30 protein-coding genes and 1 tRNA gene are annotated in these 25,638 nt (G+C 65.6%); 11 read left to right on the forward strand and 20 right to left on the reverse strand.

Annotated features, from left to right (window positions below; all coding sequences use genetic code 11):
* Positions 1-74: 74 nt before the first annotated feature.
* The 3 genes from polX to RJT37_RS10365 form a co-directional block, all read right to left on the reverse strand.
* Entirely contained in the window at positions 75-1,796 is a 1,722-nt protein-coding gene (polX, locus tag RJT37_RS10355) for a DNA polymerase/3'-5' exonuclease PolX (protein ID WP_313684173.1), read from the reverse strand.
* Between the two features lie 114 nt (positions 1,797-1,910).
* On the reverse strand, positions 1,911-2,057 hold the full coding sequence (locus RJT37_RS10360; protein WP_313684175.1) for a zinc finger HIT domain-containing protein: 147 nt from the start codon (positions 2,055-2,057) through the stop codon (positions 1,911-1,913).
* A gap of 3 nt (positions 2,058-2,060) precedes the next feature.
* Positions 2,061-2,294 (reverse strand): universal stress protein, encoded by a 234-nt coding sequence (locus RJT37_RS10365; RefSeq protein WP_313684177.1) that lies wholly within the window; start codon positions 2,292-2,294, stop codon positions 2,061-2,063.
* Between the two features lie 282 nt (positions 2,295-2,576).
* Here RJT37_RS10365 and RJT37_RS10370 point away from each other — a divergent pair, with 282 nt between their 5' ends.
* The 6 genes from RJT37_RS10370 to RJT37_RS10395 all read left to right on the forward strand — a co-directional run bounded on the left by RJT37_RS10370 (position 2,577) and on the right by RJT37_RS10395 (position 5,791).
* Positions 2,577-3,014, forward strand: a complete 438-nt coding sequence (locus RJT37_RS10370; protein ID WP_313684179.1) for a universal stress protein — start codon at positions 2,577-2,579, stop codon at positions 3,012-3,014.
* Positions 3,015-3,092: 78 nt separating this feature from the next.
* Entirely contained in the window at positions 3,093-3,845 is a 753-nt protein-coding gene (locus RJT37_RS10375) for a proteasome assembly chaperone family protein (protein ID WP_313684181.1), read from the forward strand.
* A gap of 17 nt (positions 3,846-3,862) precedes the next feature.
* The gene (locus RJT37_RS10380; protein WP_313684183.1) at positions 3,863-3,997 is read left to right on the forward strand and encodes a hypothetical protein; all 135 of its coding nucleotides are present in this window, start codon (positions 3,863-3,865) and stop codon (positions 3,995-3,997) included.
* Positions 3,994-4,440: a universal stress protein gene (locus RJT37_RS10385; RefSeq protein ID WP_313684185.1), complete on the forward strand. Its 447-nt coding sequence runs from the start codon at positions 3,994-3,996 to the stop codon at positions 4,438-4,440. Before RJT37_RS10380 ends, RJT37_RS10385 begins: the two co-directional genes overlap by 4 nt.
* A 328-nt stretch (positions 4,441-4,768) precedes the next feature.
* Positions 4,769-5,218: an Hsp20/alpha crystallin family protein gene (locus tag RJT37_RS10390; protein WP_313684187.1), complete on the forward strand. Its 450-nt coding sequence runs from the start codon at positions 4,769-4,771 to the stop codon at positions 5,216-5,218.
* Between the two features lie 423 nt (positions 5,219-5,641).
* A complete protein-coding gene (locus RJT37_RS10395; RefSeq protein WP_313684189.1) occupies positions 5,642-5,791 on the forward strand; it encodes a DUF7557 family protein in 150 nt (49 codons plus the stop codon).
* A gap of 410 nt (positions 5,792-6,201) precedes the next feature.
* On the opposite strand, the gene RJT37_RS10400 is transcribed toward RJT37_RS10395, so the two are convergent.
* The 3 genes from RJT37_RS10400 to RJT37_RS10410 all read right to left on the reverse strand — a co-directional run bounded on the left by RJT37_RS10400 (position 6,202) and on the right by RJT37_RS10410 (position 7,713).
* Positions 6,202-6,285: transfer RNA gene (locus RJT37_RS10400), tRNA-Ser, on the reverse strand.
* 117 nt (positions 6,286-6,402) lie between these two features.
* Positions 6,403-6,891 carry a DUF2267 domain-containing protein gene (locus RJT37_RS10405; protein WP_313684191.1) on the reverse strand — a complete coding sequence of 163 codons (489 nt, stop codon included), beginning with the start codon at positions 6,889-6,891 and terminating at the stop codon, positions 6,403-6,405.
* Between the two features lie 189 nt (positions 6,892-7,080).
* On the reverse strand, positions 7,081-7,713 hold the full coding sequence (locus RJT37_RS10410; RefSeq protein WP_313684193.1) for a dienelactone hydrolase family protein: 633 nt from the start codon (positions 7,711-7,713) through the stop codon (positions 7,081-7,083).
* Positions 7,714-7,826: 113 nt separating this feature from the next.
* On the opposite strand from RJT37_RS10410, the gene RJT37_RS10415 reads away from it, so the two are divergent.
* From RJT37_RS10415 to RJT37_RS10425, 3 genes are all read left to right on the forward strand, one after another.
* Complete coding sequence (locus tag RJT37_RS10415) at positions 7,827-8,471, forward strand: phosphoribosyltransferase (protein ID WP_313684195.1); 645 nt, start codon at positions 7,827-7,829, stop codon at positions 8,469-8,471.
* Positions 8,472-8,765: 294 nt separating this feature from the next.
* On the forward strand, positions 8,766-9,482 hold the full coding sequence (locus RJT37_RS10420; RefSeq protein WP_313689933.1) for a metal-dependent hydrolase: 717 nt from the start codon (positions 8,766-8,768) through the stop codon (positions 9,480-9,482).
* 85 nt (positions 9,483-9,567) lie between these two features.
* Positions 9,568-9,966, forward strand: coding sequence for an OsmC family protein (locus RJT37_RS10425; protein ID WP_313684197.1), 399 nt, complete (start codon positions 9,568-9,570; stop codon positions 9,964-9,966).
* Positions 9,967-9,995: 29 nt separating this feature from the next.
* On the opposite strand, the gene RJT37_RS10430 is transcribed toward RJT37_RS10425, so the two are convergent.
* The 3 genes from RJT37_RS10430 to RJT37_RS10440 form a co-directional block, all read right to left on the reverse strand.
* A complete protein-coding gene (locus tag RJT37_RS10430; protein WP_313684199.1) occupies positions 9,996-10,172 on the reverse strand; it encodes a hypothetical protein in 177 nt (58 codons plus the stop codon).
* A 156-nt stretch (positions 10,173-10,328) separates the two neighbouring features.
* Entirely contained in the window at positions 10,329-10,919 is a 591-nt protein-coding gene (locus tag RJT37_RS10435; RefSeq protein ID WP_313684201.1) for a DJ-1/PfpI family protein, read from the reverse strand.
* 51 nt (positions 10,920-10,970) lie between these two features.
* Entirely contained in the window at positions 10,971-11,825 is an 855-nt protein-coding gene (locus RJT37_RS10440; protein WP_313684203.1) for an HAD-IIA family hydrolase, read from the reverse strand.
* A 168-nt stretch (positions 11,826-11,993) separates the two neighbouring features.
* Between RJT37_RS10440 and RJT37_RS10445 the strand changes: the two genes are divergently transcribed.
* Positions 11,994-12,785, forward strand: a complete 792-nt coding sequence (locus RJT37_RS10445; RefSeq protein WP_313684205.1) for a GTP cyclohydrolase III — start codon at positions 11,994-11,996, stop codon at positions 12,783-12,785.
* Positions 12,786-12,923: 138 nt separating this feature from the next.
* On the forward strand, positions 12,924-13,472 hold the full coding sequence (gene dpsA / locus RJT37_RS10450; protein WP_313684207.1) for a DNA starvation/stationary phase protection protein DpsA: 549 nt from the start codon (positions 12,924-12,926) through the stop codon (positions 13,470-13,472).
* A gap of 153 nt (positions 13,473-13,625) precedes the next feature.
* Here the strand turns inward: dpsA and RJT37_RS10455 are convergent, their stop codons facing one another.
* The 11 genes from RJT37_RS10455 to RJT37_RS10505 form a co-directional block, all read right to left on the reverse strand.
* Entirely contained in the window at positions 13,626-15,095 is a 1,470-nt protein-coding gene (locus tag RJT37_RS10455; RefSeq protein WP_313684209.1) for a P-loop NTPase, read from the reverse strand.
* Positions 15,096-15,164: 69 nt separating this feature from the next.
* The gene (locus tag RJT37_RS10460) at positions 15,165-15,998 is read right to left on the reverse strand and encodes a HEAT repeat domain-containing protein (protein WP_313684211.1); all 834 of its coding nucleotides are present in this window, start codon (positions 15,996-15,998) and stop codon (positions 15,165-15,167) included.
* Positions 15,995-16,900 carry a DUF8068 family protein gene (locus RJT37_RS10465; protein ID WP_313684213.1) on the reverse strand — a complete coding sequence of 302 codons (906 nt, stop codon included), beginning with the start codon at positions 16,898-16,900 and terminating at the stop codon, positions 15,995-15,997. The genes RJT37_RS10460 and RJT37_RS10465 overlap by 4 nt, the downstream gene beginning before the upstream one ends.
* The gene (locus tag RJT37_RS10470) at positions 16,897-17,628 is read right to left on the reverse strand and encodes a molecular chaperone TorD family protein (RefSeq protein WP_313684215.1); all 732 of its coding nucleotides are present in this window, start codon (positions 17,626-17,628) and stop codon (positions 16,897-16,899) included. The genes RJT37_RS10465 and RJT37_RS10470 overlap by 4 nt, the downstream gene beginning before the upstream one ends.
* Positions 17,625-18,449 (reverse strand): ethylbenzene dehydrogenase-related protein, encoded by an 825-nt coding sequence (locus RJT37_RS10475; protein WP_313684217.1) that lies wholly within the window; start codon positions 18,447-18,449, stop codon positions 17,625-17,627. The genes RJT37_RS10470 and RJT37_RS10475 overlap by 4 nt, the downstream gene beginning before the upstream one ends.
* Positions 18,446-19,438, reverse strand: coding sequence for a nitrate reductase subunit beta (narH, locus tag RJT37_RS10480; protein ID WP_313689936.1), 993 nt, complete (start codon positions 19,436-19,438; stop codon positions 18,446-18,448). Before narH ends, RJT37_RS10475 begins: the two co-directional genes overlap by 4 nt.
* Before the next feature lie 68 nt (positions 19,439-19,506).
* Entirely contained in the window at positions 19,507-22,455 is a 2,949-nt protein-coding gene (gene narG, locus RJT37_RS10485) for a nitrate reductase subunit alpha (RefSeq protein WP_313684219.1), read from the reverse strand.
* Positions 22,452-22,634: a DUF8120 family protein gene (locus tag RJT37_RS10490; protein ID WP_313684221.1), complete on the reverse strand. Its 183-nt coding sequence runs from the start codon at positions 22,632-22,634 to the stop codon at positions 22,452-22,454. Before RJT37_RS10490 ends, narG begins: the two co-directional genes overlap by 4 nt.
* A complete protein-coding gene (locus RJT37_RS10495; RefSeq protein ID WP_313684223.1) occupies positions 22,631-24,070 on the reverse strand; it encodes a cytochrome b in 1,440 nt (479 codons plus the stop codon). Before RJT37_RS10495 ends, RJT37_RS10490 begins: the two co-directional genes overlap by 4 nt.
* On the reverse strand, positions 24,070-24,783 hold the full coding sequence (locus RJT37_RS10500) for a QcrA and Rieske domain-containing protein (protein WP_313684225.1): 714 nt from the start codon (positions 24,781-24,783) through the stop codon (positions 24,070-24,072). The genes RJT37_RS10495 and RJT37_RS10500 overlap by 1 nt, the downstream gene beginning before the upstream one ends.
* Positions 24,783-25,391: a hypothetical protein gene (locus RJT37_RS10505; protein ID WP_313684227.1), complete on the reverse strand. Its 609-nt coding sequence runs from the start codon at positions 25,389-25,391 to the stop codon at positions 24,783-24,785. Before RJT37_RS10505 ends, RJT37_RS10500 begins: the two co-directional genes overlap by 1 nt.
* Positions 25,392-25,638 lie beyond the last annotated feature (247 nt).

A 25,638-nucleotide genomic window follows, 5' to 3' on the forward strand; every position in this document is an offset into this window, starting at 1 on the left:
GGCACTGCGGACTCGCCCCGTATTCTGGGCCTTGTCGTCGAGCGCACGCCGAAGTATCATCGACGGCAACGGTGTCAGCTCTCGAAGAACGACAGCAGGTCCGAAAGCGAACGCGTGTTGAGGACGTGTTCCGGCTCGCACCAGCCGCGTCGGGACTGTGAGACGCCCAGATGCAGAAAGTCCAGTTCGCTGGTCGTGTGAGCGTCCGTCGAGACGACGTACGCGACGGTGTCGCGATGCTCTTTGACGGCCTGCCAGACGAGATCCAGCCGTTCGGGTTGCGCGTTGATTTCGAGAGCGACGTTCTCCCGAGCGGCCGTCCGGGCGACGGCGTCCATATCGAGTTCCAGCGGATCGCGCTCGTTGATCAGCCTGTTTGTCGGGTGTGCGAGGACGTCGACCGGGAACTCCTCGAGCGCCCGGATCACCTGCTCGGTGGGATCGGACGGTCGGCTGTGTATCCCCGCGACCACGAGGTCGCAGGCCTCGTACCACTCGGGAGGGATCTCCAGTCCGTTCTCGGTGATCTCGGCTTCGACGCCCTGGAGGATCGTGACCTCGACGTCTTCGTCGACCGCCTCGATCTCCGCTCTTTGCTCATCGAACGCCGCCGAATCGAGTGTACTCGGGATCGGAGCGTGGGGACCGTGATCGGTCACGAGGACGTACTCGAGTCCCCGCTCGTCGGCGGCGGCAGCCATCTCGCGGACGCTGTGGGTCCCGTCGGAATACTCGGTGTGGAGTTGTAAATCGCCCCGGACGTCGTCGGTCGATACCAGATCCGGCAGTTCCCCCGCTGCCGCTGCGTCGACTTCGCCGGTGTCCTCGCGAAGTTCCGGCGGGATCCACGAAAGCTCCAGGGCGTCGTAGACGGCATCTTCGGTTTCACTCGCGATTCGGTCTCCCGCGCGCTGTCGCCCGCGTGCGTCGTCTACCTCGCCGACGTCGAAGAGCCCGTACTCGTTGAGCTTCCAGTCGCGATCGATCGCCCGGTTCCGGAGCGTAATATTGTGTGCTTTCGACCCGGTGAAGTAGACGAGGGCGGCCCCGTACTCGGGGTTGTCGACGATCCGCAGGTCGATCTGGAGGTCACCCGAGGCCACGACCGACGCCTTCGTCTCGCCACGCGAGAGGACTTCCTTCACGTCGTCGTCGGTGCAAAACGCCGTCATCGCCGCCTCGGGATCCGACACGCTGGCCAGGATGTCGATGTCGCCGACCGTCGGCCGGCGCCGCCGGAACGAGCCGACGACGTCGATCCGGTCGAACGCGTCCGACTCCCGTAACCGCGACTCGACGGCCCGGGCGATCGGGAAGGCACGGCCCAGGAGCATTCGTTCCTGCCCCTCTTTTGCCCGCTCGACGTGGTCGAGAATTCGCTGCTGGGATTTCTCTCCGAACCCGTCCAGGGGTGCGATCTCGTTTTCCTCGGCCGCGCGTTCGAGGTCTTCCAGCGTCGCAACGCCGAGTTCCAGATAGAGCCTCTTCGCCGTCTTCGGGCCGACACTCTCCACGCTGGTGATCGCCTCGATGTCGATCGGGAGATCGGCCTTGAGTTCGTCGTAGTACTCCAGTTCGCCCGTTTCGAGGTATTCGGAGACCTTGGCTGCGATGGAGTCGCCGACCCCCTCGATCTCCGTGAGTTCGCCGCGCTCGGCCACGTCCTCGATCGGCTCCGAGAGGGACTCGATGTTCCGTGCAGCGGTCCGATAGGCGCGAGGTTTGAACTCCTCTTCCCGAATTTCGAGGAAATCGGCGATCTCATCGAGGATGTCCGCCACTTCCTGGTTCTTCATTGCGGTCTCCCTCCTGGGTTGAGCTACTCGCTCGTCCGGTAAGTATCCGGACGCTCCTTCCCAGGAACTCGTAAGTCGGGCAGGAGCGCCGTGCGGACCGGACGGTCCGGTCCACTACCGGTCGCCGAGCTCCGCAGCGCAGTCGGTACAGAGCCCGGTTTTGCTGTCGTAGTGGCTGCTGCAGACGAGCGCCCCACAGCGCGAACACTGGTGCTCGGCGGGCGCCGCCTCACAGATCTGACAGAGGCCCTCGATGCTCATCGGTTAGCTCCTTGTCGGGACCGGTACGGTCGAACGACGGACGATACTCGCGGTCGTGCTCCCGAACAGCCGATCCGTTTCCGCGACCCGGCCCCGGGTTCCCATCGCGATCAGGTCGAGGCTCGTGTCGACCACGTGGACGGTCGCCTCGCCGGTTCGCGCCGGATCGAGCGCGCGAGCGACTGCGGCGTCGGCCTCCTGGCTGTCGTCTGTCGGGACGAGGATGTCTTGACACATCCGAGTCGACACCTACGGGATCGAGGCGTAAGTATACTGCCCGCGTGGGAGAGGTCTTGTTCAGACGAGCGGGCAGGGCGGGTAACGGCAACCGAAAAGGCATCGAATTCAAACTTTTCAGACGTCGAAGCGACGTTTCAGCTCCTCCCGAAGCGATTCGGTCGCTTCTTCCAGCCCGTCGCCGATCTCCACCTCGTATTTTCCCACCGGGACGCCCGGATGGATTCTCGGTTCTCTGAAACGAACGGGGCTGTTTTACTTATACGGGGAGAGAGTTCTCGTATGTACGACGACATCCTGATCCCAACGGACGGAAGCGAAGGCACCCGTGGGGCGATCGAACACGGTATCGATCTCGCTACGAAGTACGGTGCAACGCTTCATACCCTCTACGTTGTCAATACGAACGTGACAGTCGAAACGACGTCCGCGCAGACGCTCGCTGCGCTCGAAGAGATCGGCCAGGAGGCGATCGACGAGGTGATCCAGCAAGCGGAGGCGGCCGACGTCGAGACGATCGAGGGAACCGTCGCGCAGGGGGTACCCCACCACGCGATCCTCGATTACGTCGACGAGAACGACGTCGACCTCGTCGTGATGGGCACCCACGGACGGACGGGGCTGGATCGATATCTCCTCGGGAGTGTCACCGAAAAGGTCGTTCGACTGTCCGAGGTGCCGGTGGTGACGGTCCCGATGCTGTCCGAGTCGGAGTCGTAGTCACCCCGTTCCCGCAGAACGGTAACGAGGACCGTCGATAAGAGGCCACGAGGCGTTCACCCGAATGGGTGTTACGTAGTGAACGCAAATTCGTCGACGCGCTTCCAGAAGGAGACGGAACTGACGGCCGAATCACCGACGCTCATCGAGGGACTTCCCGGGCTGGGACTGGTCGCGTCGATCGCCGTCGATCAGATCACGAAGCAACTCGACTTAGAGCAACACGGGACCATCGTCTCCGAAGACTTTCCGCCGGTCGCGTCGTTCGACGAGGGTCGGGTTCGGGACGCCGTCCGCGTATACGCCGGCGAGGATCCGGCCGTAATGACGCTTCAGAGCGACGTCCCGATCAATCCGACGGCGGTCGAATCGTTGAGTCAGTGCGTGCTGAGCGACGTTGCCGAAGAGTTCGATCGTGCCGTCTTCCTCGCCGGTGCACCGGCGGAGTCCGAAAGCGAGATCGGGGACGTCGTCGGCGTCGCCACCACCGATCGACTGGAGGAGGAGATCACCGACGCGGGGATCTCCCTGGCGGAGGGGTCCGGCGTCATCGGCGGCGTTACCGGGGCGCTGTTGCGGGACTGTTACTACGGTGACGTTCCGGCGGCAGTGCTCATCGTCCGCTCGAACCCCTACATTCCCGACCCGGGGGCCGCCCGTGCCGTCATCGAGAACGCGCTGGAACCGCTCGTTGAGTTCGACATCGACACCGAAGAACTCCTCGAACAGTCCGAGGAGATCCAAAAACAGAAACAACAGATCGCCGAGCAACTCCAGCAGTATCAACAGCAGGAACAGCAACAGCAACCGCGGATGGGGATGTACCAGTGAAACGAGTTCTCAGACCAATGGAAGTACCAGAGTCCCCTACTGAACCCGAATCCGACGGGAGCGTACCGATGAACCACCAGAGGGAGGACGATCGGTTCACACCCGATCGGGAACTGTTCGGACCGACTACCGTCCGGGGGGCGGGCGAATGACGAAGAACGTCCTCGTGCCGGTCGACGGGTCGCCGCTGTCCCACGAGGCCCTTCGTCACGCGCTGCGGGAGTTCCCGGACGCGTCGATAACCGTCCTCCACGTGGTGGACCTCTTCGAGCCGAGTTACGGCGCGTACCCCGACTTCGACACCTCGTATGAGCCCCTGATGGGGTCCGAAGAGTGGTACGAGCGAGCCGAGGAGATCTCGGAGCGACTCCTCGAGGAGGCCAGTGAGATCGCCGCCGATCACGACCGCGAGGTCGACACCGCCTCCGAGATCGGCGATCCGAAGCGAATCATCGTCGATTACGCCGACGAGGAGGATGTCGACCAGATCGTGCTCGGAGCGCACGGACGGACCGAGGGCGAGCGGCCCGTGTACGGAAGCATCGCCGAGATCGTGGCGCGTCGCGCGTCGGTTCCGGTGACGCTCGTTCGATGACAGCGCCGGCAGCGACGCCGCCGGTGCGCGCTCAGGGAGCGGCCGGGTGCGATCGAGCCGGTCCCACAGCAGGTCCCGGCGGTCGCTGCACACCGAAATCCGGACTCTGGCCGAACCGAAAACGACGCCGAAAGCAACGGCGGTGACGGACCGTCGGGCGCAGACTGTCACCGGCTGGACCGCCCCGCTTTCGCGTCCCGGAAGTCGATCCAGGAAAACCACCGCAGTCATCCTCCGCAGACCACCCCGGCACGAGCACGTCGGTATTCCCGCGCGATGAGAAGGATGGAACTTTTGATTCGGTCTGGGCTCGTACTCTCGTTCAGAGATGGCTAAACCGACAAACCCGTTCAAGGACCTCACGCAGGTCTTCGAGCGAATGCACGAAGAGTTCGATGAGATAGCCCGAAAGTGGGACAGCGAGGAGCTTCCAATGGAACCGACGACGACGACGTCGTCGATCAGGATCGATCTGGAAGACCACGACGAGGAACTCGTGTTGACCGCCGAACTGCCCGGATTCGACTCCGAGGACATCGACGTTCGAGTGACCGGTCAAACGCTCGAACTCGAAGCCGAACACGAGGAGTCCGAAAAAGAGGAGACCAGCGAGTACATCCGACAGGAGCGTCGCCGTGCATCCGCCGTTCGTTCCGTTCCGCTTCCCGTCGACATCGAGGCCGAAGACGTCTCGGCAAGCTACAGTAACGGTGTCCTGACGGTCCGGATGCCGAAGACCGAACCAGCCGCAGAGACGACCGAGATCGACATCAACTGATCACCGAGACCAACGAGGTTCCTCGTTTCCTTCGACGGATCCGACAGTAGCGTTTGCAAGTCTTCGCTCATCTGATCGCACGACGGCGTTCGGTCGGATGAGCAATCAGTTGCATACGCTACTGTAGCTGGCAGAGGCTGCACTGACGAGAGCATCGGAGTATTGGGCGGCACTCGAAGAAGACGTCACCGCCGCTACAGTAATCCCTGTCGATGAACCCTCTGCCGCCCAGAAGCGGTGCTACGACAGCGACGAAACAGAGCCCTTCAGCGTCCCGTACATCGCAGGCAGAATTCACGCCGGGGGCGTCAGAAACCAGTCGAAAGTATCGATCGGTGAGTACTATGGGGCGAGAATCGCAGGGTGAAGTATTAACCTCCGCACTACGATACAACTGGTGACGGAATCCCACCGTCGCCCACTATGACATACACGCTCGAAATCAGTGACGAACTCAAAGAGCGACTGGACGGCCACCTCGAGGAGGACGAATCCCACGAAGAGTTCATCGAGGAGTTGGTGTCGATGTACGAGACGGAAGGGACGTTCCTCACGGAAGGCTACTCCGAGTAACCACGACTGCCGCGTGACCCGCCAGCGCGGGGATTCGCCTCGGAGATCCGCAGACCGCCCTGCGAGCTGCGGCCGGAGGGCCTCGAACTGCTCGAAGCCGACGTGAGCAGGAGGCAGTCCAGCCGCGTCCCTATTCGACCCCGCCGGTCGTGCTGTCGGACTCTCGCGAATTGGACCGTCCGGTGAGAGGCGCTGGGGGACGGGGGACCCGGACCGATACGTGACGAGATCACATTATGAGGGAGGTACGAGGAAAGTCGGCCGGTCGCGTAATCCGGTAAGCGGAAGGTCGGCCGGTCGCGTAATCCGGTAAGCGGAAGGTCGGCCGGTCGCGTAATCCGGTAAGCGGAAGATCGGCCGGTCGCGTAATCCGGTAAGCGGAAGATCGGCTGATCGCGTAATCCGCTACGCGGTGGGAGTGGGATTCGAACCCACGAGGCCTCTCGGCCACCTGCTTTCCAGGCAGGCACGTTAGTCCACTCTGTCATCCCACCACAGCGGTCGATCCGTACCGAATCCGGACGCGATCGGACGCTCTCCGTCCCGGAACGGAGACGTCCGCCACCGACGATCGAGTCCGGGTCCGACTACTCCGACGTCTCTGAGAGAGGTTAGTCCCCTACGTCGCCTTCGCCCTGGTCCGTCGCTTCGGACTGTGGGCCGCCACCCGTCTGTGCCTCCTCGGCGTCGCCCCAGCCGCCAGCATCGACAATTTCGAAGAGTTTGCGCCAGTTCTCCTCGTCCTCGCTTTCGGGAAGCGAGTCACGCAGTTGCTGGAAGTCGGACTCGGGGACCAGCGAATGGACGAGGTCGACGACGACGCGTGCGTGATAGGCCGCATCCGCGGGGTCGGCGCTCTCGATCTCGCTGACCCGGTCGACGAACTCCTGCCAGTCGAACCGCTGGCCGTGTTCGTGGACTGCACCGGTCAGATACCACTTGATCTCCATCGGGAGCGACGCGGCGAGGTCCTCGGCGTTCCCCTGCGGAATCCGTTGCCCAAGCGTCAACAACGTCGCTCGGGCCGCTCGCACTGCCTCGCCCGTCCCGGACAGTTCCAGTCGGTGCTGCAGTTGACCGATGAACTCATCGAATTTCATACGAGTACTCAATGGACGCTCTCAGACGTCAAACCGGACGGCCTTTCCCATTTCGTGAAAACAGTCTCGTTTTCGCTGTCAACCGCGCCTGGGACGGACAGGTGTCGCGTTCGCGTGCAAAATCAATAGTTTCCCGTCGGCCGAGAATTTGTGGAGATTCTATCCGAGTCGACGACGTGCCGCGGGCGCTCAGCGGAGTGTCTCGGCGAACCAGTCGGCGGCCACGTCCGCGACCTCCTCGAGTTCACCCTCCCCCTCGAAGAGGTGTCCCGCTCCCTCGACGACGTGTAACTCCTTCTCAGAGGAGAGTCGTTCGTAGGCCTCACGGTTGCGTTCGAGCACCTGCGTGTCGGCGCCGCCGACGATGAAAAGCGTCGGCACGTGAACGTCGCTGAGGACCTCTTCAGCCAGGTCGACGCGGCCGCCGCGGGAGACGACCGCGCTGACGTCTCCCTGCAGACGCACGGCCGCCCGGAGTGCAGATGCAGCACCGGTACTGGAGCCGAAGTACCCGATGTTCAATCCCCGTGTGGCGTCGCGATCCTGGAGCCACCGGGTAACGGCGACGAGGCGGTCCGTGAGTAGCGGGATGTCGAACCGGTTCTCACGAACCCGGTCTTCCTCCTCGGTGAGCAGATCGAAAAGGAGTGTCCCGAGCCCCCGCTTTCGGATGACCTCTGCGACGAAGTTGTTGCGCGGGCTCTTCCGGCTGGAGCCGCTCCCGTGGGCGAACACCACAAGCCCCGATGCTTCCGCCGGGACGTCCAGGTTCCCCTCGAGTTCCACATCGTCGACAGGGATCTGTAGCTGAGTCTCCGTCATCTCTTCTCTGGATTGACGTTCTCGCCCGCCTTTATGGCAACTGTCGTTACCGATTCCCGAGAATATCCGCAGACTACAGGTCGCCGAACCCGCTTGACCCCTAGTGAGGGACTATGCCAGAACCTGACCGATTCAGAGACCGTGCCGAAGCGGGCGAACAACTCGGTGAGGCACTTCGGGAGCAGGAGCCAGACGTCGACATCGTGCTCGCCATCCCCCGGGGCGGCCTCCCGCTCGGACGGGCTGTCGCCGACGCACTCGACGTGCCGCTGGACATCGTCGTCGCGTCGAAGATCGGCGCCCCGGGAAATCCGGAGTACGCCATCGGCGCTGTCGCCAGCGACGGCAGCGTCTGGCGCAACGAAGAGGCGTTTCGCGGGACGGGGTCCGACGACGCGTACTTCGACCGGGAGCGCGAGAAGGAGGCGGAGAACGCGCGTCAGAAGGCCGACCGCTACCGGGACGGCCGGCCGGAACCGGACCTGACTGGAAAGACCGTCGCCGTCGTCGACGACGGCGTGGCCACGGGGTCGACTGCCAGAGCGTGTCTGGAAAAGCTCGAAGGGAGCGACGCGGACCGCATCGTTCTGGCGATACCTGTCGGCCCGCCGCAAACCGTTCGGGAGCTAGAGGAGATGGCCGACGCAGTCGTCTGCCTCCAGACGCCGAGGGACTTCAGGGGAGTCGGACAGTTCTACGACCGATTCGATCAGGTCAGTGACGAAGAAGCAATAGCGTACCTCGACTCGGGGGAGTGACTCCCGCTGTGCTCTGCTGCGCGGGCGCTCGACCGCAGTCGGTTCGTTCGGCCGGCCGCAACCTCGAAGGACGGCGTCGTTTCCGGACCACGAGAACTGTTCACTCGAACCAATCGATTTCTTCGATGCCGTCTTCCACGCGGGATTGGTTCAAACACGTCACCGCGGATCCCCGAGTCCGAAGGCGAGAGCGGCGGGGGAATTCGGTTCGCCGTAGCCCGCTCTGCGACCAGCAGTGTCTCTCGATAGTACGCTTTATTGTCGATCCATTCGAATTACTGCGTGGATATGACGATGGAACTTACCTGGCACGGCCACTCCACGTGGCACGTCGACGTCGACGGCACAACCTTCCTGATCGACCCGTTCTTCGACAACCCGAAGACAGATCTCTCGGCCGCGGACGCCGAGACGCCGGACTACCTGCTTTTGACGCACGGCCACGCTGACCACATCGCCGACGCCGGCGCATTCACCGACGCGACGGTCGTCGGGGTCCCGGAGATGACCGGGTATATGGAATCGAAGGTCGGCTTTACGGACTCGATCGGGATGAACATCGGCGGCACCGTCGAGTGCGGCGAGGCGTTCGTGACGATGCACCGCGCCGATCACACGAACGGGCTCAACACTGACTACGAGTACAGCCTCGGCACGCCGGTGGGCTTCCTCATCAGCGACAAAAAGCCGACCCAGGAGTCCGATCCGGACACGACGACGTTCTACCACGCGGGCGACACCGGCCTGATGTCCGAAATGAAAGACGTCGTCGGGCCGTATCTCGAACCCGACGCCGCCGCGCTCCCCGTCGGCGATCACTTCACGATGGGACCGGTCCAGGCGGCCATCGCGGCCGATTGGCTTGACGTCGATCACGTCTTCCCGATGCACTACGACTCGTTCCCCCCGATCGAGATCGACACCGACGACTTCGTCCGCGAGGTGAAGGCGACCGGGACAGGTGCCGAGGTCCACGTCCTCGACGGCGACGAGATGTTCGTTCTGGAGTGATCGGGCAACGCCCGGATGAGACCGAGGACCGTCGATTCCCGGGCGGTCGGCAGCCTTTAGATGGCCCCGACCCTGTGTGTATCCGATGAGCGACATTCAGACTTCGACCATCAGCGAGGAAGGGTTCGCAAGCACGAGTCAGGTGGGCGACTTCGAACTTACGATCGACGCGACGGACGAGGCGGGACCGAACCCGAACGCCGTGCTCGTCGCCGATTACGCGTCCTGTTTCCTCCCAGCGTTCCGGGTCGGCGGCCAGCAGCGCGGCCACGACGACCTCGGGAAGATCCAGATCGACGCCGACGCCGATCTCGACGACGATGACGACCTCGAAGCGATCCGCTTCGACGTCTATGTCGAGGCCGATCTCGACCACGACACCCTCGCGGAGATCCTCGACCGCGCGAAAGACATCTGCCACGTCCACTCGGCGCTCCGCGAGGAACTGCGCGCGGAGGCGGCGGTCCACGGCGACGCGTTCTGACTGGACGGTAGCAGGAGTGATCCGGCGGCTTACCGTTGCCGATTGTACGCCCGGAAACTCATCGCTCGCCCCTCGGCGATCACGACGTCCCGGCCTTCCGGGTCGGGGAGGGGATCTTCTTCGACCTCGTCGTGGGACACGTACGGGTCGACGGGCTCGGGGGCATCCTCCGAGTAGACGTATGGGCTGTTCGGCTGACTTTCCATACACGGTATCTCGCGACGAAGCTATATAAAAGTTTGTCAGACGGTACCATACCACGCGATGGGGATCGTCTGCGTGGCTCGTACCGTCTGGGCTCCGTTCGAGAGCGGTTACGAAATTCGGGAGTGCGATCCCGGCGGCTCCCGTCCGACCGAATATCAGTCGTCCGCGACTGCCGGTTCGCCCGCCTCGACTTCCGTCCCCAGGAGGTCGAGAAACGCCGCGAGCCACTCGGGGTGGTCCGGCCACGCCTGACCGGTGACGAGGTTGCCGTCGACGGTGACCTCGTCGACCCACGAACAGCCGGCGGCCTCGACCTCGGCACGAACGGCGGGGTAGGCGGTCATCTCGTAGCCGTCGAGGACGCCCGCGGCGGCGAGAATCTGCGGCCCGTGACAGACCGCCGCGACCGGCTTGTCCTCCTCGAAGAAGTGCCGGACGGTGTCGAGAACGATGTCGTGCGTGCGCAGATACTCGGGTGCGCGGCCGCCGGGAACGACAAGCGCGTCGTAGTCTGCGGGATCGATCGACTCGAAGGTCGTGTTGACCTCGAAGTCGTGGCCGCGCTCCTCGAGATACGTCTGGTCGCCGCGGAAGTCGTGGATCGCGGTCTTGACCGTCTCGCCGGCCTCTTTCTCCGGACACACAGTATCGACGTCGTGGCCGACCATCTCGAGGGCCTGGTACGGTACCATCGTCTCGTAATCCTCGCCGAAGTCGCCGACGATCATCAGGATGTTCTTGCCCATCGTTTTACCTCACTGATTATTTCGTCCCAGCGTCTATAACTATTGTGCGTGTTATTCCGACAGCGTCGCCAGCACCTCTTCGAGGCCCGCAAGCGAATCGAGGACGAAGTCGGGGTCCTCATCGGGGCTACTCCGCCCCGTTTCGACCGACACGCCGGTCCGGACCAGTGCGGTCGCCATCCCCGCACGGTTGCCGAAGGCGATGTCCGTATCGGGTCGATCGCCGACGACCAAGACGTCCTCCGGCGGGAGCCCTAACCGCTCTAGTGCCATCCGGCGGGCGGGCTTGCTCGGCTTCCCGAGCACCGTGGTCGGATCGCGCCCAGCGACGTTCGCGATCGCGTCGATAACCGCCCCGGAGCCCGGGATGTCGCCCTCGGCCGCCGGGATGACGACGTCGGGGTCGGTGCCGACGAAGGTGACGTCCGGATCCTCGAGGAGCCACAGACACTCGCGCAGCGTCTCGTAGTCGAACCTTCGATCGACTGAGGCGACCAGGACATCAGGGTCGATTCCGGGCGGCGTAGCGGCTTCGCCGCCGTCTGTTCTCCCGGCGACAGCGTCGGCGCTGGATCCGTACGGGAGTACGGAGAGGCCGGTGTCCCGGAGGAGATCGACCAGCCCCGCTTCGCCGACAACCGCGATCTCGCTTTTGGCGTGCCGTTCCGTGAGATACCGTGCGGTCACGGTGCCGGCGGTGATGATCTCGTCGGCGTCGACGGTGATCCCGGCGCTCGCGAGCCGGTCCTCGTACGCCTCGGGCGGTTTGGTCGGGTTGTTCGAGACGAAGAGCCGATCGAGTCCCGCTGATTCTACTGCGTTCAGGCCGGCGTCAGTTCCCTCCAGCGGCTGCTCCCCCCGGACGATCGTCCCGTCGACATCGAAGATTACTCCGCGAACACCCATCATCCGAGGTTAGGACGGGAGGCTGTTGAACGTAGCGGGCGGTTCGTGGCGGTCGGCAGCGGGCTGGTTTCCGGTCGGCCGCTTTCATCCCCGCTCCGTTCCAGATCTGAGACGGAAAACCAATCTGATACGGAAAGACCGATATATGTCACGTCCTTCGGGACGGACGTGACGAACTCCCAGCTCACACTCATTCAGATCGACAACTACGGGCCGTGGACCGTGACACCGGATCCACGTCGTGAGATGGACCTCCAGACGCTTCAATCGCGGTTGTTTGCCGACCTGGCTCAGTTCGTCGGGAGTCGCGACGGCTACGTCTTCTTCACGCGCTTCGACAATATGGTCGCGATCACGAACGGGCTCGACCGCGACGACCACGAACTCCTCCAGGAGTCGATCGGGAACCGTTATCCCGTCTCGATCAGCCTCGGCACTGGTGTCGATCCCTCGCCGATCGAAGCGCTCGAACGGGCGACAGCGGGGCTCCAGCAGGCCGGATCGGCACAGGACGGCGAGCGTCGCGAGGTGCTCGCCGGCGATTACCTGACGACGGACCGGCGGACGCCGTCGGACGTGCAGATCGCTCACTTCGACGTCAACGACGCGACGGGGAAGTACACCGACCGGCTCAACGAGTTCGATTCGTTCATTCGGATCGAACAGGGGTATGCGACCCTGATGCGGCACCTCCGCGAGGAACACGGGGCGCTGTCCTTCTTCGTCGGCGGCGACAACATCATCTCCGTCTGTCCGGCGATGGACGAAGACGACTACCACGGGGCTATCTCCCAGGTGGAAGCCGACGCGGGCGTCGAACTCAAAGTGGGCGTCGGGAAAGCGGAGAACCCGCATATCGCGGGAATGGACGCAAAGCACGCGCTGGAGGATTGCCGACACTACGGGACGGCGGTCGAACTGAGCGCGCCCAAGGAAGACGTCGGAGTGGCGACGGACTGACACCGGTATCTCTCCGGCGATTCACGGTCAAAAAAATCCGGTATCGGCCAGTACGGGGGCACCAGGATTCGCGATTGAGAAAAATATATTTCCTAAACTCAAAGTATTAAGCCCCTGGCGAACCAACTGTTGATCGCAATGAGCACCCAACGGACAGTCCGACAGCAGGCCGACGAGGTTGAGGGAAGCGAAGCGCTCCGGATGGACGCCGAGAAGGCCGAACAGATCGTCGACGCGCTCAACACCGACCTCGCGTCGACCTACGTGCTGTATCACCAGCTGCGCAAGCACCACTGGAACGTCGAGGGCGCGGAGTTCCGCGACCTCCATCTCTTCCTCGGCGAGGCCGCCGAAGAGGCCGAGGCGTTCGCGGACGAACTCGCCGAACGCGCCCAGGCGCTCGGTGGCGTCCCGGTCGCCGGGATGAGCGCGCTCGAAGAACAGGCCACAGTCGAGCCCGAAGACGAGGACGTCTACGACATCCGGACGTCGCTCCGCAACGATATGGAGATGTACGGCGACATCATCGAGACGCTCCGCGACCACGTCGAACTCGCGGAGAACCTCGGCGACCACACGACCGCGCATCTGCTGCGGGAGAACCTCATCGAGGTCGAGGACGCGGCACACCACGTCGAACACTACCTCGAGGACGACTCGCTCGTCCTGGAATCGGCGACGCAGTAAGTCGGCGCCCATTCAGCCGTCCAGCGCCCGCCCACTCGGACGGACTGCCCCGTTCTTCGGCGGTGTTTTTTCCGAGCGGTTCCGGCATCCATTCCGAACTCTCAGAACCGATCAGGTGGCAGTGCGGTGGCGATGCACCCCCGGAACCGAGCCCTACTCGGGCCGGGCCGTCCGGAGGAACCAGGTCTCCGGGTTCTGTCGTTTGACCTCGAACGGACGGATCTCGGTGGCGTCCTCCCCCGCGAGGTCCAGGAGGTAGTTCCGGACCGGCGTGGGATCCCGGTCGCTCACCAGGAACAAGTCCTCGCCGGGATCGAGCGCTGCGAACCGCTCTCGAACCCGCTCGTGGCGCTCCTCGGGCGAGAGCCCCCGAATATCGACCGCGTCCTCGGGCACGTCGACGGTCCACACCTCCTCGAGGCGGCGTTCGACGTTCGTCGCAAGCTCCCGGGCGGGGTCGGGGAGCCCCGCGTCGGCGGGCGCGAGCGTGTCCTGCATCTCGGCGGTGAAAGGAACCTCCGCGAGGCGCGGCGCATCGAGCGCCTCGATCGGATCGGGGCCGTCGAAGAGGTCGTGGGTTGTCCCGCACTCCTCGCAGACGAACTCGCCCATATTCGAGACGACGCCGAGCACCGGCACCTCGTTTTCCTCGAAGAGCTGTAGCGAGCGGTGCGTATCGGAGACGGCGGCGTGAAACGGCGTCGTCACGAAGACGACCCCGTCGATCGGGACGTCCTGCAGCGTGGTGAGCGCGACGTCGCCGGTCCCGGGCGGCAGATCCACGACGAGCGTGTCGGGATCGCTCCAGGCGGTCTCCTCGAACAGCTCAGACAGCGCGTCGTGGGCCATCGCCCCGCGCCACGCCAGCGGTGCCTCGGAGGACAGCAGACCGACGCTCATCACCTCCAGCCCGTTCGCGTCGACGGGAATCGGGTTACCGTCGTCGTCGGAGTGGACCGGCCCGCTGACCGAGAGCAACTCCGGGACGTTCGGCCCGTAGACGTCGGCGTCGAACAGGCCCACCTGCTTCCCGTCGGCGGCGAGGGCACACGCCAGCATCGTCGCCACGGTCGACTTGCCGACGCCGCCCTTCGCGCTCGCGACCGCGACGATTTTGTCGGCCGCGCCGACCCCGACCGTTCTATCCGAGAGTTCCGGTTCCGGTCGGACGTGTTCGACGTGTGCCGCCTCGACGCCGTCGACGTCGCCGACGGCGCGGACCATCGTCTCCGTCACCAGCTCCGCGTCCCGGGGCGGGAAGTCGGTCACGTCGGCTTCGATGGTGACGCGACCGTCGACGACGTGGATGTTCTCGACGAGCCCCGCCTCGAAGACCGACAGGCCAGCGTTCGGATCCCTGACGTCCCGGAGGGCTGCCTCGACGGCGTCCGCCAGCGTCTCCGGCGCATCGGTCGACGATCCGTCCGGGTCGATTTCGGCCTGGGTGTCGGTGTCGCTGCCGGTTGAATCATCTGGATCACTGCCGGATGGGCCATCTGGATCACTGCCGGATGGGCCATCCGGATCACTGCCGGTCCGACCATCCGGATCACTGCCGGTCCGACCATCCGGATCACTGCCGGTCCGACCATCCGGATCGTCCCCGCTCGGCTCTTCAGTCATCGTATCCGTCCCCCCGCACGTGTGAGAGAAAATCGATCATCGGGTACATCACCTTTTTCGCCGGCCCTCTTAGAGGTCCGGCTGTCTGTTCAGCCGACTGTCGGCGGGGTCGTCGTCGGTTCCGCCCTCGATGCCGCCAGTGAACTGTCGGCGGAACTTCCCGGGATCCGCTTCGAGCGACCGGGCGGCCGTGCTACGGACCACTTTTGGTTCGGACTCGTCGGCCGCCAGCTCCTCCAGCCGTCTCTCGGCCCGGTCGTCGTCGACGCCGGCCAGCAGGTGCGCCGCCCACTCGCGGACGCGCTCGCTCTCGTCTCTCGTCTGGTCGAGGAGGACCTCGAGTGTCTCCTCCCCTCGAAGTTTGAAGAGTGACACCGCCGCGTTCCGGCGGACTGCGTGGTGTTCGTCCGACAGGGCCGCCTCGATGTGGGACTCGAACCGCGTTCGGTCGAGCCGATCGAGCGCGACGAGCGCCTCGGCGCGCACCCACGGATCGGGATCGTCCAGCGTGGCGACGATCGCCTCCCCCGCCGCCTCGGCGTCGAGTTCCCCGAGCGTCTCGACGGCGAACTGCCGGACGTCCGCGTCGTCGTCGGAGAGCGCCGCGAGCAGTCCCTCGACGATCGCCCCCGAGGGTTCGTGCTCGCCGAGTGCGAGCGCGGCGCGCCGACGTTCGACGGCATCCCCCTCGCTGAGGTCTGCGAGCTTCTCCGCGACGTCGGCGTCGGCGACCGGCGCGGTATCGCTCGCTCGGAGTTCCCGGGGCGTGGCCTCGCCGATCGTGACGTCGCGACTCACCTCGATGTCGGACAGGCCGTCGGGATCCTCGCCGAACCCGGGACTCGCTTCCGGGTCGACGCGCGGATCGGTGGGCCCGTCGGTCGCCTCCTCCTCGTCTCTCATCCGGGTTCACCCCCGGTCTCTCCGAGGAGCGTCTCCAGGTCGCCGACGACGAGCGTCGCGCCGAGCAGTAGCGCCATCGCCCGCGGGACGGAGACTGGCACGCCCGCGAGGACCAGCAGGCCGGCGCCGGCCGCGAGCGACCACTCGCCCCGCCGGAGACCGACGACGACGACCGACACCGCCGCGCCGACGGCGAGCGCGGCCAGGGCGTGCGGGACGCCGACGATCGCGAACCCGACCAGCAACGTGCTCCCGAGAACGAAGGGACTGGTCAGGCTCGCGCCCACGACGGCGGCCGCGGCGATTCCCCCGGCGGCGAGCGCGATCCGGTCGCTCTCTGCACGGACCCCCGTGGCGATCACTACCCCGAGCGTGAGTACGCCGCCGAGGCCGCGCAGACCCCCGTCGAGGAGGCCGACCGAACTCCCGAGCGCGACCGTGAGCGCCGCGAGGAACCCCGCGGCGAGAGCCACCCGTCGGAACGTCAGGTACGTCTCGGGGACGCTGAGTGTTCCCAGCAGCGCGACAGCGCCGCCACCGGTGATCGCCACGGCCGCCGGAACCGTGACGGCCTGATTGAGGGTGGCAAGCCCCCCGAAGGTGGCCGCAAAGAGGAGGCCGATCCTGACCGGCGAGCGTGCGCTCGCGAGCGCGACCGCAGCGAGCGACAGCGCCAGGAGAAACGAGACGGCGGCCGTCGTTGCCGGGATCGCCCCGGTGGGAACGGCCAGCGGATCGAACGGCGCGTTGTGGAGGACGGCGAGCAGTCTGACGGCTGCGACGGCGCCGAGACTGACGACCCCCGCTCCGGTAACGACCCAGCGACGGTCGATCCTGGCGGCGTAACTCTTTACGGAGTCGTACTCCGGGTTCGGCTCGCTGCCGAGTGCTCCGCCGCTCACGGCGTCTCACCTCCCGTTCGTCGCTCCGCGAGGTCGTCGACGTCCGCCTCGGCGAACCGATCGAGGAAGGCCGCCAGTCGGCCGTATAGCCCGGTCCCGGGCTCCTCGTCGAGCGCGTCGGCGACGCCCGCGGTCAGGATCCTGAGGTGGCGGTCGTGGAAGTCGAGGCGGGCAGCGGCGACGTCCGGATCGACCGCCGCCTCGCGGCGGCAGAGGTAGCTCATAAACTCCAGTTGGATCCGGAGGTGGTCGTGGTTGCGGCGCTCGTCGCTGTCGACGTCGAGGCCAAAGTACTCGTAGGCCCGCGCCAGATCCAGATTCACGTCGTTCCACGACACGTCGCTCCGGTAATCGGACTCGTACAGCGAGACCGGCGGGCCGCGGCTGTCGATGGTTCCGTCGGTCTTGTCGACGACCTCGGTGTAGCCGACCACGAACAGGTCGTTGTACCGCGCCGAGAGCGTCTCCCGGTCGTCGTCGGGGACCAACTCCGGCGGTGCGACGTCCAGTGCGGTCCGGTCGAGCAGCGCGCGCAGTTCGGCGTCGATCGACCCCTCCGTCAGGTCACCGTAGAGCGCATCGTCCGGCGCACCGAACAGCCGAGCGGTCAGCGCGTAGACCGCACCGCGGGCCGCCGGGTCGGTGGCGATGTCGTCGGCCGCTGGTGGGTCGTCGGCCGCTGGCGGCTCGTCGTCTCCGGACTCGACCGGAGATTCGGAGGTCGTCACGACTCGCCCTCCCGCGTTCTGCGAACTCCCTGGATGGTCACGAGCGTCGTGACGACGATACCGATACCGGCGACGGTCCAGAGGATGATCTCGTACGGCGGTCCGCCCGAGTCCGGCCCGAGCGCCAGGTAGTACCACTCGCTGACCGCTTTCTGTCCGGAGCGTTCCATATTCGACCCGTTCCAGACCGCGAGCGCGACGTCCATATCGGACTGCGTCGGAACTGCAGTCCGGTTCTGGCTCTCTGCGGCTAACTGTCTGGAGAAGACCACCTGCCAGCGCCCGTCGCTGTAGGTCGCGTCGGTCGTGACCTGCGACTCCTCGTACGGGGTGGTGGTCCCCGGCCCGCCTGCGAGCAGTTCCTCGCTTCGCCCGTCTGCGGCCCAGTACCAGACGTTCACGCGGTTGTCCGGACCGCCCATCGCGATCGGCGGCCGGCTGCTCGTGTTCGCGGGCATCTGGACCGCCACGGCGTCAGCGAACTCGCGGATCTCGTCGGCCGAGGTGTCGCGCGTCCCGTCCGCCCACGAGAGGCGGAGGTAGAGCCGGCTCTCCGTCCGGGCGGCCTCGATCCGCATCTGCTCGACCGAGACGTCGTCAGACGAGGGAACCGCCGACCCGGAACTGCCGAGCGGAACCGTCACTGCTGCCGCCCGGCTCCACTCCTCGCCGTCTGCGGCGGCGAGCGTCTCGCCCTCCGTCGCGTAGTAGACGGGGATCTCGTAGGCCGGTCGCGCGTCGACGACCGCCGGCGTCAGCGCGACGGTCGCGAGCACGACGATTGCGAGCAGTCCGGTGATGAGGCGTTCGTTTCGGTTCATTGGTCGAAGACTTCGAGCCGGTAGTGGTCGTCCATCTCGGTGGTCGTCAACAGGTCCATCAGTTCGCTTTCCTCCCCCTGGCGAACGCGGTCGCGCTCGCGGTTGATGGTGTTGAGCGCCTCGTTGACCTTGGGTCCGAACAGCTCTTCGAGGTAGGTCCGGGGGATCCGTTCGGCATCGAGGGTTTCACCCTGTTCGGAGTGCTGTGGCGGGGCGAAGGGCGGGATGTAGTAGACGTTGGGTTCGGTCCGGTACTCGGGGTGGAGCCGGACCGCCACCTCGTACTCGTTGACGAGTTTGTGGATGGGGCCGTCCTCGTCGTCGAGGTAACCGACCATCCGCAGTTGCGGCGGGCAGTCCTCGGCACACGCCGGCGCCCGCGTCTCCCCGTCGGGACCCTCGCCCTCGATGCGCGGGTAACAGAAGATGCACTTCTCGGAGACCTTCTTCATCGCGTTGTAGTAGACCTTCTTGTACGGACACCCCTCGACGCAGTAGCGGTAGCCCCGGCAGCGGTCCTGGTCGACAAGCACGATGCCGTCCTCCTCGCGCTTGTAGAGCGCGCTGCGGGGGCAGGCCTCGACACAGGAGGGGTGCGTGCAGTGGTTGCAGATCCGCGGGAGGTAGAAGTAATACGAGTTGGGGTACTCGCCGGCGCCCTCGTCTTCGTCCCAGTTCGGCGCCCAGTCGGCGGCGTCGTCCATCGGCCGGAGCGGCGCGTCGCTGCCCTCGTACATAATCTCCTCGTGGTTGAAGTCCCACGGGCGGCCGTAGTCCTCCTCGGACGGGAGTTCGCCGGGTGTGCGTTCCTTTCCCTCCTCGTCCCAGCCGCCACCCATCTCCTCCCAGTCGCGGGGGTATCCCGCGCCGGGGCGGGTGTTGACGTTGTTCCAGTACATGTACTCCCGGCCGCCGCCGTCGGTCCAGTTGGTCTTGCAGGCGATGGTGCAGGTCTGACAGCCGATGCACTTGTTGAGGTCCATCACCATCGCGACCTGGTGGTCGATCCCCTCCGCGAGGTCGACGGTGGTGTCGTCGTCCCCGTCGGCCTGCGAGCTCACTGGTCGTCACCCCCGTTTTCGCTCCCGGCGTCGTCGATCGGTTCGACCTCGACGCGGACGTCGCTGTTGACGCCCGTCGGCCCCCAGTAGTTGGGGAAGAAGTAGAGGTGCTCCCCGGTGTCCTCGGGGTACTGGACGAGCTGCGTCGGTTTCATGTACATCGGGACGAGCGAGTTGAAGTTGTTCCGATCGGGGTACTGGAACCGCTCCCACGAGAAGAAGTGCCGGACGGTCCCGGGCTCGCCGCTCGGGTAGATCTTCGCCATCGCCTCGACGTCGTCGAGTTCGTTGTAGATCCGGACTTTGTCGCCGTCCTCGATGCCCCGCGCGTCGGCGTCCTCAGGGTTGATGTAGACCGTCGGTTCCCCGCGCTGGAGGCGGAGCATCTTCTCGTTGTCCCGCCACGTCGAGTGGATCGCCCAGCGGCTGTGCGGGGTGTTGTAGCCCAGCGGGTACTCCGCGTCGCCGTCGCCGTCGTCGCCCTCCTCACCCTCGTCGTCGACGAAGTCGGTCATCGGATCCGGCGGCTCCTTGTGTGTCGGCAACTCCTCGCCGAGGTCGAGGTACCAGTCGTGGTCGATGTAGTACTGCTGTCGCCCCGTGAACGTGGGCCAGGGCTCTTTGTCCTGCACGTAGTCCTGCCAGGGCGTGTACGCCTCGCCGTCCTCGATGTCGGAGGTCCAGTGATCGCCCGCCGCGAGCAGTCGCGCGGGGGCGTCCTCGTCGGTCCCGTCGATGTCGTCGAACGTGATCTGTTCGTCAGTCCCTTCGGGATTGGACTCTTCTGAGTGTTCGAGGATGAACTCGGCGGCGGCCCGGTCCTCCCGGAGAGCGCCCGCCTCGCCGGTCTCCCAGTCGCGGACGTAGTCGTCGTGGATCGAGGCGAGGTCGATCTCGCGGTCGAACGACCGGTCCGGGATCGGATCGATCCCGCGGTCCGCCGCGATCTCCTGGATCTTCGCGGCGAGTTCGCGGAAGATCTGCCAGTCGGACTTCGCCTCACCGAGCGGTTCGACGGCGGGCGTGAAGGGGTGGACGTAGGTGTGCATATCCGTCACCGAGAGGTCGTACTTCTCGTAGTGGCTGGCCGCCGGGAGCACGATGTCGCTGTTCAGCGCCGTCGAGTCCATCCGGTGGTTGACGTCGACGACCAGATCGAGTTTCGGCCACAGTTCCTCCTCTAAGGCGACGTTGCCCTTGGCCTGGTTGAAGTAGTTCCCCCGCCAGACGAACAGGATCGACGGGTCGGGGCGCGTCCCGTCCTCGCGCTCCTCGGGGTACAGCGGCATCCATCCCTTGTCGATCGACTCCCGGATCCGGGCGGCGGTCTCCTCGTCGGTGTTGCCGAGGATGCCGCCGTGGTAGTAGGTCCACAGCGTCGTCGGGACGCCGCGGACGCTGCCCGTCGGGAAGGTGAGTTGCTTCCAGCCGTTGAACGTCCAGATCTTCTCCTGGCCGACGTAGTGATCGACGCCGGTGCCCTGCCGGCCGAGGTTGCCGGTCAGCGTCACGAGCAACTGGATCGCCCGGTTGGCGAGGTCGTTGTGGTACCAGTCGTTGACGCCCTTCCCGTGGATGATCTTCGCGCGGTCGACGCCCGCGAACTCCCGGGCGACCCGCTGGTGGGTCTCGCGGCCGACGCCGGTCTCCTCGTGGACGAACTCCGGCGTGTACGTCGACAGCTCCTCGCGGAGGTTGTCCCAGACTGACCGGACGCTGACGCTGCCGTCGGTCGTTCCGACGGTCCGGTCGACGGCCAGTTGTGGGTCGAAGTCCAGTTCGATGCTCGCCGAGGCGTCGTGTTGGCCGTCGCGTTCGCCGAGCGATCCCGGCGCGGCGCGCACGTTCCCGGCGGCGTCCTGCATCACGAACACGTGATCCGGCCGGTCGGCGTCGACGCGCAGCCCCGAGACCTCTCCGGCCCGGAGGAACTTCCCCGTGTCCTCGCGGACGAGCAGCGGCATATCGGTCTGTTCCTTCAGGTGGGCCTCGTCGTACAGCCCCTCGTCGACGATGGTCCGGGCCATCCCGAGCGCGAGCGCGGTGTCGGTGCCGGGGTCGGGGGAGATCCACTCGTCGCAGTGGATCGCGGTCTGGGAGTAGTCGGTGAAGACGCCGACGCGCTTCGTGCCGTTGTAGGCGGCCTCGAGGAAGTACTTCGCGTCGGGGATCCGCGTGACGTTGACGTTCGACCCCCACGCCATAAGGTAGTCGGCGTTGTACCAGTCGGCGCTCTCGGCGTTGTCGGTCTGGGTGCCCCAGGTGATGGGCTGGCCCGGCGGGAGGTCCGAGTACCAGTCGTAGAAGGAGTGTGAGACGCCGCCGAGGAGGTTCACCAGTCGGCTCCCCGACGCGAAGGAGACGGGGCTCATCGCGGGGATCGGCGTGAAGCCGCTGATCGCGTCGTACTCGCCGTCGAGGACCGTGTCGATCACCTCCTCTGCGATCTCCGTCAGCGCCTCGTCCCAGGAAATCTGCTCCCAGCGGCCCTCGCCACGCTGGCCGGTCCGGCGGAGCGGGTGGAGGATGCGCTCGTCGGCGTTGACGTAATCGGAGTAGCAGGCGCCCTTCTGACAGCCCCGCGGGTTCGGGTCCGGCAGGCTCTCGTCGAACTGCGGGTAGTCGCCGGCCTGGTCCTCGCGCCAGACCTGGCCGTTGCGGACGTACACCTCCCAGGAGCAACTGCCCGTGCAGTTGACGCCGTGGGTGCTGCGGGCCGTCGAATCCCAGTCCCACTCCTCGCGGTAGAGGTCCTCCCACTCCCGGTAGGGATAGGAGCCGATCGGGTCGTCGACGACTTCCAGGCCGTCCATCGCGTAGTGATCCTCCGCGCTGCCGAGGCCCGTCAGTCCCAGGGTGGCCGCGATGCCGATGCCTTTCAAGAAGTCCCGGCGAGCGGTACCGCCGTCGGTCGTGTCGTCGTGGGTCTCGTGGTGTTTGCTCATTGTGTATCAGTGTCGATGAAGACGGTCGTCAGCGCGAGCGCGGCACCGGCAGCCCCGAGCGCCAGGCCGGCAGCCGTATCGCCGCCGACGTCGAGACCGGCCGCGACGAGCGCGACGCCGCAGAGTTTCGTCGTCCGGTCGAGCCAGCGGAACTGCCGGGCGGTGAGGGTCGTCGTCATCCGCTCTCACCCCCGCCGTCTCCGTCGGGCGACGGCGGCCCATCGGTTTCCGGGTCTGCGGCCGCGTCCCCGCTCACCCCGCCGTCGGCCGCGGTCGTCGCAGGGCCGCCCCCGCCCCCGCTCTCGAAGCCGCCGAGGGTCGCGTACGTGAGAAGCCCCGCTGCCAGCGGGACGACGACGAGCGCGCCCGTCAGGAACGGTTTGAGTGCGGCCGTGGAGGTCCCGAGCAGTTCCGCGAGGATGACGTCCATCCCCGCAATCGACGCCACCATGATGAACACCACGCCGGCGATGCCGACGGCGGTCTGCCACGGTCGCGTGATCGGATCGGCCGAAAAGTGGACCGGCTCGGAGACGTCGTCGATGAACGGCCAGGCGGCCACCGCCAGGAAGACGAGTCCCGGGAGAACCAACCCGCCGACGAACTCGGCGCTGATGTGGATGCCCAGCACGTCGAAACTCATCCACGAGGGCGTGAGCTTCAGGAAACCGTACCCCCACATCAGGAACCAGTCCGGCATGATGAGCGTCGGCGTCGTCGCGGGGTCGTTCGGGCCGTACGCTGCGACGTTGTGAACCGGCAGGAACCCGGAGAGCAGCGAGAGGGTCGCAAGCGTCAGGAAGAACACGACCGCGCTCACCGCAAGCTGGTTCGGGAACGCCGGGAGACCGACCACGACGCTGTCGTCCGTCTCGTCGACGGTCTCTCCCGGTGTGGCGCCCTCGATGTCGCCGTCGCGCTCGGCTTCCGTGTGTTTCTGCCGTATCAGAATCGCCATATGGACCGCGAGCAGCCCCGCGATGGCGAGCGGTAGCAAGAGCACGTGGAAGAAGTAGAACCGCGGGATGGTGGCGGTCGAGGGGAAATCGCCACCGAAGACCAGCTGTCCGAGCAGTTCCCCGATTATCGGGATCGACAGCGTCACGTTGTAGCCGATGCCGACCGCGGTACTGGCGAACTCGTCGAAGGGGAGCGCGTAGCCGGTGTAGGCCGCGAACATCGACAGCCCGGCGAGTCCCGTCCCGACGAGCCAGTTGATCTCGCGGGGGTTCCGGTAGGCACCGGTGAAGAACACCCGCAACATGTGCAACGACATCGAGGCGATGAACAGGTGGGCCGCCCAGTGGTGCATACGCCGGATGAGCATTCCGAAGGGGACGTCGTAGGTGATGTTCAGCACGCTCGCGAACGATTCGGGGATTTCCTCGCCCTGGTACTCCGCGACGCTGCCCTCGTACTCGACGTCGCTCGTGCTGGGCTCGAAGAAGAAGCCGAGGAAGACGCCGCTGAGCACCAGGAGCAGGAAACAAAAGAGGGCGACTTCCCCGAGCAGGAAGGAGTCCTCGGCGGGGAACGCCTTCCCGAGGAACGACTGGGCCTCGCTCAGTCCCAGGCGGTCGTCGAACCACCCGTAGATTCGCTCGGTGCGGCGCATCATTCACCCCCGGGGCCGACCGGCCCCTCGAAGTCGCCCGTCGCGATCAGATACCCGTCGCTCGACAGCGTGACCGGCAACTGCGGGAGTGCCCGTCCCGGGGGCCCGCCGACGACGCTCGCGCCCGAGAGCGGGTCGAACCGCCCCGAGTGACAGGGACAGACCAGCACGTCGTCGTCGCGGTCCGACACCATACACCCCGCGTGGGTGCACACTTTCGAGTAGGCGGCGTAGCCGCCGACGGTGTACTCGAGGTTCGTCCCGTCGCCGTACGCGTCCTCCGGGAACCGGACCAGAAGCGTCGGCGCCCGGTCGATTCCCGGCCGGGGCTCGGGGAAGACGGTCAGCTGTTCACCCTCCGCGAGGCGAGTTTCGGAGATCCGCTGGCCCGTGTCGTCGACGAGCGCCACGCCATCGGAGTACACCGGCCCCGTGTAAGACCGCTCGAACACCCGCGTCAGACCGATCAGCGGCGCCGTCAGGCTGGCGAGGGCGGTCACGCCGCCGATGGTCGCAAGCGCCTTCGCGTAGTCCCGTCGTTCCATCTCGGCTCTGGAGTCGCGCCAGAACTCCCCGTAGATAGTCGGCCTCGCCGATCCGTCTGCAGCGCAGGGACAGTCCTCCGGCGGTCGCGTCTCTCCTGCGGAAGGGCGGCGCTCTTCATCAGCCCGTTCCCGGCGGTTTTCGGGTACGTGTGGGGGTTTCTCGCTCATCAGTGGTCCCTCCGTTCGGCCACTTCGATGTGTGGCATAAACCACGCGTAGTAGGAGACTGTCAGTCCAGTCAACGAGAGGAACATCCCGAACGCGTAGACGCCGAAGTACTGCGTTCGCGCGAGCGTCAAATATTCGCCCGTGAAGAGGGCCGCGAAGGTGATCGACAGGACCGTCAACCCGCCCATCGCGATCAGTCCCTCGATGGCGTCGCTGGCGCCGTGATACTCCACGACCCAGCGATCCTCCGTTTCCAGCCACGGCAGCGTGATCGTCCCCCCGTCCGCGACCGATTCAGGGGGCGATTCCCCCGTGCGGTCGCCGGGCGATCCGGTCCCTTCGGGCGGCCGTGCGGCGCGGTTCATAAACCGGTGGAAGAACGACACCACGCCGAGCAAAGCCAGCAGCGCCACCCAGACGATGACGCCGACCTGGCTCGGCGAGAGTTTGTTCGGCGCATCGACGAAGCCTTCGAGCGGCCGAATGTCGCTGACGCCCCGGTCGATCTGGACTTCCTCTGCGGGCGGTTCACCGTGACTAGCCACGAACCACGTCGGAATCAACACCAGGGCGACGATGGCGACGACGACCGCTGTCTTCCGCCGCATCACGCATCACCCGGTGTGTGAGGGTCACGATCGGACGGTCGGGTGCTTCGGAGGTGGAACATCGGAATATGCTCCTGTGTTATCTGACCGATTTATAATGAAGGAAAATATATCTTTCCGCGATCCCCGATTCCGGGAAACGGCCCGAACATCTTGGTGGAAGTCACCCGGCGAAGGCACCGCCGAGGATCACGCCCTATTGTAGCCAGTCTCCGATCGGCCGGAAAGTGGGTAGCACAGGAGTCAG

Source organism: Halobellus marinus (genome assembly GCF_032113415.1).
Taxonomy (GTDB): Archaea; Halobacteriota; Halobacteria; order Halobacteriales; family Haloferacaceae; genus Haloquadratum; species Haloquadratum marinus.